The following is a 7,443-nucleotide window of genomic DNA, read 5'->3' as shown; positions in this document are numbered from 1 at the left end:
TTTTTCTTTTAATCCTTTTATTCAGAATACTCGGAAAGTGACAGAAGAGGGATAAGCACATCATGGGAGTATGATTTCGGCTAACCACTAGAAACTCTTATTTTCCTGTTAAATTAAATAACCGAGAATAGTAAAGTTTATATGCATTGTCCAAATAGTGGTCAATTAGGAGAAGACCTAGTAGCCCAATGGTTGCAATCTACTGGTTGGATAATTCTCCATCGTCGCTTTTCTAGCCGCTGGGGGGAAATTGATATCATCGCTGAATATGATGGACAAACTGGGGAAAAACTCCTTACTCCTTACTCAGCACTCAGCACTCAGCACTCATTATTGGCATTTGTTGAAGTCAAAACCCGTAGTTCTGGTAATTGGGATGCCGGAGGAAGAAGCGCAATCACCCCACAAAAGCAAGCAAAAATTTGGCGTACAGCTGGAATATTTTTAGCCCAGTATCCTGAGAAGGCAGATTATTCTTGTCGATTTGATGTTGCTATTGTCTACTGTCAAAGGATATCAAAAAATCTGACTGGGGTTACAGCAAATCAGGAAGCTCTAGCTACTTCATCAGTACCCGGATACAAGTTTAAGCTGCAAGAATACATTCTGGCAGCTTTTGACTTTTCAATTGATAATGGTTAATTGGTAATCGATAAAATATCTTAATTACCAATGACCAATAATTTTGTAGTAGCGTTAGAACCAAATAGGCTTACGCTAAAGTTTCTGGACAGTAACCTAAGCCCCGGACAAACTGCTGCCGGAACGCTTCAATTTCGTCTCTTTCTGGGCTACCGTGAGAAACGATCGCTACCTGATAACGACGCATCACATCCACAGGGCACTGTCCAGCTTCCAAACTCCAAAGTGCCATTTGCACCCTCATTGGCGGCTCATAGCTAATTCCTAATTCATTTAGAAAAGCCCGAAAGTCGCCATCTTCTTGGGGCGAGACTTGACCTTTGAGTTTGATCCTAACCACCCAGCCATCAATTTGATGAATTACGGTGACGAACGAAACTGGTGTCTGGGGTCTAGCGTGGAGGTGTTGAACGACCCTCAGGGTTAGACTGGCATTTGCCAGATAGTACAAGTATTCCATGTTTGTTGGTGCTTGGGATCAAAGCCAATCCTACATATCTATATTCGTCAATCAGTGCCTGTTCCCGGTAGGGTAAAAGCCCCCGTTTTTAGATGGGGAGGTTTACCCAATTTTTATATTAATTTTTCCGTGTTACTTAATAGTAACAATCTTATAGCCTAGCGGCAAAACTGAGCGAAGATGCCTTAAAGTTCCAATATAAGGTAAAACTTAACTCAGCCTTTTTAAGAGAGTATAAATACTAAATAAACCAAAAACTAGTACAAGTCAATTTGAAAGATACATCTAGCCCACAAGAAAAAAATTTTGAATTAGATTGCTCGGTAGCTGGCTATGACTACGAACTACCTCCAGAACTCATTGCCCAAAACCCAGCAGTTCCTAGAGATAGTTCGCGGTTACTGGTAGTTGATTCTCCGACTACAGGCATCGAAACAGCACCTCTACACCATATTTTCCATGATTTGCCTGCACTGCTGCGCTCTGGTGATTTGTTGGTTATGAACAATACAAGAGTCATTCCAGCGCGGCTTTATGGTCATAAATCCACTGGTGCGAAAATCCAGGTGTTGCTGTTGGAAGAACGGCAGCATAACTGTTGGTTAGCTTTAGTTAAGCCAGGAAAAAGCTTCAAACGGGGAGCGAAGATTGTTTTTACAGGAAGGCAATTAGGAATTAAGGATTGTAAAGATTCTTCTTTAGTACCCAGCGATGCACTGAGCTTGTCGAAGTGTCACCAACTCACGGCTACGGTTCTAGAAACAGATGCAGCTACTGGGGGGCGTTTGTTGCAATTTGATGTACCAGAGGGTAAGACTTTGGTGGAACTGTTAGAGGTATTTGGTGAAGTACCGTTACCACCATATATCACTACCTCAGAAGCAGCTGATGAGCAGTATCAGACAGTTTATGCTAAACAACCAGGAGCGATCGCAGCTCCGACGGCAGGATTACACTTTACCCCAGAATTATTACAAAAGTTGGGCGATCGCCAAATCGATCGAGCTTTTGTGACGCTACACGTTGGTGTCGGCACATTTCGCCCTGTGGAAGTAGAGGACGTAACTACCCATCAGATGCATGAAGAATGGATTGAAGTTCCTGCCGCTACAGTAGAGCAAATCCGCGCCACTAAAGCTGCTGGCGGTCGAATTATTGCTGTGGGAACGACGGCAGTACGGGCTTTAGAAGGGGCGGCTCAATCTGGTAATTTACAACCATTTTGCGGAAAAACAGACTTGTTTATTTATCCCGGCTACCAATGGCGGGTGGTAGATGGTTTGATTACGAATTTTCACTTACCGCGTTCTAGTTTGTTGATGTTGGTAAGTGCCCTAATTGGCAGACAACGATTATTGAATATATACAACGAAGCGATCGCTTTTGGATATCGCTTTTATTCATTCGGTGATGCCATGCTAATTTTGCCGTCAGCTGTGGGAGCGGGGAGTGGGAAGAGACGCGATTAATCGCGTCTGTACAAGAAAGAGACGCGATTAATCGCGTCTGTACAAGAGTTAGAAGTTAAAAGTTGGAAATTGGGAATTTTTTCTTTCGTGGTGGGTACTCTGACTTATAAGGGGTTAAAAATAAGTACAGGTCTGCTATTAATGTCTGAAAAATACCTATTTTCTCATTGGTTAAATTTATTTTGTCAGGTAACACTCGGTGGCTGTTCTGCATTTTTGCTCTTGGCTGCACCGACAATTACTAATTTCCCAGTTAGCAAGCTGCTGGCAGAAACTGCAATTTCTCAGGATCTCGAAGCAGCTAGCTTTTTCCAGCAAGGAGTTACGCGCTATAACCGCCAAGACTTACAAGGTGCAGAATATGCCTTTCGTCAAGCGTTACAGCGAGATCCTAACCTTGGGGCAGCACGGAATTATCTGGGTAATATATTGATAGAGCAAAATCGCCTGGATGAAGCTTTACATGAATTTACAGAGGCGATAAAAGTTAATCCCAATTCTAGCGAAGCTTATTACAACTTAGGGTTAGTGTTGCACCGACAAGGAGAAAAAGATGCAGCAATTACCGCTTATCGCCAGAGCTTGGCGATCGATTCCACAAGGGTGGCAGCGCTGTATAATCTGGGTTTGTTGCTGTATGAACAAGGAAAGTCAGAGGAAGCGATCGCTGCCTACCAAAAAGCAATTAGTCTAGATGGCAGCAATGCCAATGCTTATCTTAACTTAGCGATCGCCTTGCAACAACAAGGTCAAATCGAGCCTGCGATCGCCAATTATCGCCAAGCTTTGAAGCTAGATCCTAAAAATGCCGTAGCCTACAGCAACATGGCGAATTTGCTAGCAATGCATGGTCAAGCTTCTGAGGCTATTTCTGTTTATCGGCAAGCGATTCGCCTAAATCCAAAAAGTGCCTCAGCTTACTATAACTTGGGAGTAACTTTATATAATCAGGGCGAATTCAAAAAAGCCAGTGGAGTCTTGAAACGCGCTCACAATGAATATCGCGAGCAAGGTAACATTGAACAAGCCCAAAAAATTGAGCAGCTAATGCAGCAAATTGCTCAGAAAAATGGGCAACAGCAACCTCAAGCCAGTCAAACAGCTACTCCTTCTCAGAGTTCAGATTCTACAGTACAAACATCTGAGCCACAAACGGCAAATCAACCAGAAACGCCCGCAAACCCTGGCGATGTACCTGTCTCAGTCGAACCACAATCCACTTCAACAAGTCCCGGACAATAAAAAACTCAGAGTTAAGGCAATTTGCCCTCATCCCCCAACCCCTTCTCCCAAACTTGGGAGAGGGATTTAGGGTGAGGGCTTTTGATTCATCCAATAAGTCTATTCTCTACTCGAAGTTAGTTTTGAGTAAAAGTTGCACACGGCATAACTCCTAACTTTTAATTCCTAACTCCTAACTTTTTTAAATCGGCAAACGATTAATATCTTTATTGCAACCAATAACAACCATTGCTGAACCACGCTCTAAACGCTTGGTAGCGTCAGGATTAATTTGAAATTTCCCATCCTGGCTTACTGCTAGCAAATTTAAACCGTAGCGGTTACGAAGTTGCAGTTCAGTGATGGTTTTGCCGTGAAATTCATCAGGCACAATCAACTCTACAATACTGTTATCGGGGTCGAGGTCAAACCGATCTAGAATTGCTGGTTTAGTAAGAGTACGCGCTAGGGCACAACCCGCTTCATACTCAGGAAAAACAACATGATCTGCGCCTACTCGCCGCAACAGTTTACGATGAACTTCACTAGAAGCTTTAGCAACTACATGAGGCACGCCAGCCTCTTTCACATTGAGAGTGGTTATGATACTTTCTTGAACGTAGTTACCAATTGCGACAATTACAGTATCAAATTCAAAAATTCCAGCTTCTTTGAGTGCAGCTGGTTCTGTAGAGTCTAGTTGCAAAGCATGACCAACTATTCCCTCAGTTAATGCTTCTGAAACTCGTTTTTCATCAATATCTGTTGCCAGCACTTGATAACCAAAATTGTGCAGTGTGGAACAGACAGAGCGACCAAAACGACCTAACCCAATTACAGCAAATTGCTGATTATCTTTGCGTAAACTGCGAAAAAAACTTAATGATGACAGATTCACCGTTGTTATCCTTATTATGGCTCCCTGTATTTAGGGCAAAAAACGGTTATACCGCTTGAATTAAAAATTTTATTTTTGCCTTCCAATGTATATTTTATCAGTTTAGTCATTTGTTATTTGTCATTTGTTATTTGTTATTTTCCCCCTGTTTCTCCTACTCTCTCTCCCTAACTATCCCACGAGTAAATTTTCTTCAGGATAGTGAATTCTGGTAGGGCGGGGATCTCCTAGTACGGCAGACATCAGCAGTAAAACACCGACTCTTCCAACGTACATAGTGACAATTAAGATGAGCTTTGCTCCTGTAGAGACACTTGCTGTAATACCTGTAGAAAGTCCCACAGTAGCGAAGGCTGATACTACTTCAAACAAAATTTGAATAAAATCTAATGTTGGATCTGTGAGGCTAATTAAAATCGTAGCGAAAATTACGGTTGCTACCGATCCTACTAACACACCTACAGCTTTCAAAATTAAAGTTATTGCTATCTTGCGATCGTACAACAAAACTTCTTCTTTACCCTGAAGAATCGCTTTGGTACAACTGGTCAAAACTCTCAAGGTTGTTGTTTTCATGCCTCCTCCTGTGCCACCTGGACTTGCACCAATAAACATCAGCGCAATTGTAATAAATAGACCAGCAGTAGTCATTTTGCCAATATCGATGGTATTAAAACCAGCAGTTCTGGGAGTAACTGATTGAAACCAAGCTACTAATATCTGGTCACGTAAATTTAGATAACCAAATGTTTCAGGGTTTCTGATTTCTATACAGAAAAAGGCTATTATCCCCACTAATAATAATATCAGAGTTGTACTGATTGCAACTTTGAAATCTAGGGTGAAGACTTGGTTTTGAGTTTTTTTGTGAATGCGATCGCGCAACCAAAGATACATTTCCAAAATTACTTGATAGCCAATTCCCCCAAAGATAATCAACATGCTAATGGTAAAGACTACTAAAAAGGATGATTGATAGCCAATTAAGTTATCTTTAAACAAACTAAAACCAGCATTATTCCAAGCATTGATACTATGAAAAGTTGCCAACCAAAGTCCTCGATACCAACCATATTTTGGAACGAAAGCTGGTATAAGTAAGAATATTCCTGTAATTTCAAAAATTAAAGTTGTAGCAATAATTGAACGGATGACTTGGGCACTCCCGCTCATTCCTGGTCGGTCTAAAGCTTGTTGAATAGCTACCTTTTGTCGCAGGTCAAACTTGCGTCCAATTAGCAGAATCAGAAAGGTAGTGCTTGTCATATAGCCCAAACCGCCAATCTGAACCAACAGTGTCATAAACAGCTGACCCCAAAAAGAAAAATAAGTACCAGGATCGACCACTGATAAGCCAGTAACACAAACCGCAGATGTTGAGGTGAACAGCGCCACAATAGGGTCGTTCCATGTACCATCGCTAGTCGAGAAAGGCATCATTAGCAAGATGGTTCCTATAGCGATGACAGTCAAAAATCCCAGGCAAACTGTGCGAGAAACGGTCATAATTAATTCGTAGTTCGTAATACTTCGGCTACGCCCTTCGACTACGTGGTAGTTGAGCGCAGTCGAAACTCAGGACAAGCTCAGTACAAGTTCGTAATTCGTAATTAAGAAAGTTAGAGTAAATCTAGGTTTTCATTTCTTGTATATGTATGTTGTTTGGAATAATTGGTATAAATTTGACGAAGAAAAGTTTATTAAGGTAAAACTGAGAAATTTTTTCCAGGAGGATAAATCTCGGTTTACCTTCCCCGGAGTAAAAATACCCTTATTTAATTAAAAACATACATGGTAGCCTACCTGTATGTTTTTTTTGAATTCTAATTCGTCTCAATACTACTTTTTTCATGAGTGCAACACTTTACCAGCAAATTCAGCAGTTCTACGATGCTTCCTCTGGTCTGTGGGAACAGATTTGGGGCGAACACATGCACCACGGCTACTATGGTGTCGATGGCAGCCAGAAAAAAGACCGTCGTCAAGCTCAAATTGATTTAATTGAGGAATTGCTCACTTGGGCGGGGGTACAAGCAGCAGAAAATATCCTTGATGTAGGTTGTGGTATTGGTGGCAGTTCTTTATACCTGGCAGAAAAGTTTAATGCTAAGGCTACAGGGATTACTTTGAGTCCTGTGCAAGCTGCCAGAGCAACGGAACGCGCAATGGAAGCGAATTTGAGTCTGAAAACTCAGTTTCAAGTCGCCAATGCTCAAGAAATGCCCTTTGCTGATAATTCTTTTGATTTGGTTTGGTCGCTGGAAAGCGGCGAACACATGCCGGATAAAACTAAGTTTCTCCAGGAGTGTTATCGGGTATTGAAACCTGGCGGCAAGTTAATTATGGTGACTTGGTGTCATCGACCGACTGATAAGTTACCACTGACGGCGGATGAAGAAAAGCATTTGCAGGATATTTATCGGGTGTATTGTTTGCCTTATGTAATTTCTTTACCAGAGTATGAAGCGATCGCCCGTCAACTTCCATTAAACAATATTCGCACCGCCGATTGGTCAACCGCCGTCGCCCCCTTTTGGAATGTAGTCATTGATTCGGCATTTACTCCCCAAGCACTTTGGGGCTTACTCAATGCTGGTTGGACTACCATTCAAGGGGCGTTATCGCTGGGATTGATGCGTCGCGGTTATGAACGCGGGTTAGTTCGGTTTGGTTTATTGTGCGGGAATAAGTAGAAACAAGACCGCGCTGTAATGAAACAGCGCGATCGCACTACAATTTAAGAAATTCAATGA

Annotated in this window: 7 protein-coding genes; 4 read left to right on the top strand and 3 right to left on the bottom strand. The window is 42.0% G+C overall.

Features of this window, described 5'->3' with window-relative positions:
- The first annotated feature begins 141 nt into the window (after positions 1-141).
- Positions 142-642, top strand: a complete 501-nt coding sequence (locus RMX89_RS24575) for a YraN family protein (protein WP_322690788.1) — start codon at positions 142-144, stop codon at positions 640-642.
- A 70-nt stretch (positions 643-712) separates the two neighbouring features.
- On the opposite strand, the gene RMX89_RS24570 is transcribed toward RMX89_RS24575, so the two are convergent.
- Complete coding sequence (locus RMX89_RS24570) at positions 713-1,102, bottom strand: hypothetical protein (protein WP_012412259.1); 390 nt, start codon at positions 1,100-1,102, stop codon at positions 713-715.
- Between the two features lie 272 nt (positions 1,103-1,374).
- Between RMX89_RS24570 and queA the strand changes: the two genes are divergently transcribed.
- On the top strand, positions 1,375-2,571 hold the full coding sequence (gene queA / locus RMX89_RS24565; RefSeq protein ID WP_416211790.1) for a tRNA preQ1(34) S-adenosylmethionine ribosyltransferase-isomerase QueA: 1,197 nt from the start codon (positions 1,375-1,377) through the stop codon (positions 2,569-2,571).
- 141 nt (positions 2,572-2,712) lie between these two features.
- Positions 2,713-3,813 carry a tetratricopeptide repeat protein gene (locus RMX89_RS24560; RefSeq protein WP_322690787.1) on the top strand — a complete coding sequence of 367 codons (1,101 nt, stop codon included), beginning with the start codon at positions 2,713-2,715 and terminating at the stop codon, positions 3,811-3,813.
- 181 nt (positions 3,814-3,994) lie between these two features.
- Here the strand turns inward: RMX89_RS24560 and RMX89_RS24555 are convergent, their stop codons facing one another.
- Positions 3,995-4,690, bottom strand: coding sequence for a potassium channel family protein (locus tag RMX89_RS24555; RefSeq protein WP_292726573.1), 696 nt, complete (start codon positions 4,688-4,690; stop codon positions 3,995-3,997).
- Between the two features lie 171 nt (positions 4,691-4,861).
- Positions 4,862-6,196 (bottom strand): TrkH family potassium uptake protein, encoded by a 1,335-nt coding sequence (locus tag RMX89_RS24550; protein ID WP_322690786.1) that lies wholly within the window; start codon positions 6,194-6,196, stop codon positions 4,862-4,864.
- A 344-nt stretch (positions 6,197-6,540) separates the two neighbouring features.
- Here RMX89_RS24550 and RMX89_RS24545 point away from each other — a divergent pair, with 344 nt between their 5' ends.
- Entirely contained in the window at positions 6,541-7,383 is an 843-nt protein-coding gene (locus RMX89_RS24545; RefSeq protein ID WP_322690785.1) for a methyltransferase domain-containing protein, read from the top strand.
- Positions 7,384-7,443: the final 60 nt, after the last annotated feature.

The organism is Nostoc sp. DedSLP04 (assembly GCF_034530775.1).
Taxonomy (GTDB): domain Bacteria; phylum Cyanobacteriota; class Cyanobacteriia; order Cyanobacteriales; family Nostocaceae; genus Nostoc.
Note: the sequence above shows the minus strand (reverse complement) of the source record. Positions and strands in the feature narration are given on the sequence as shown.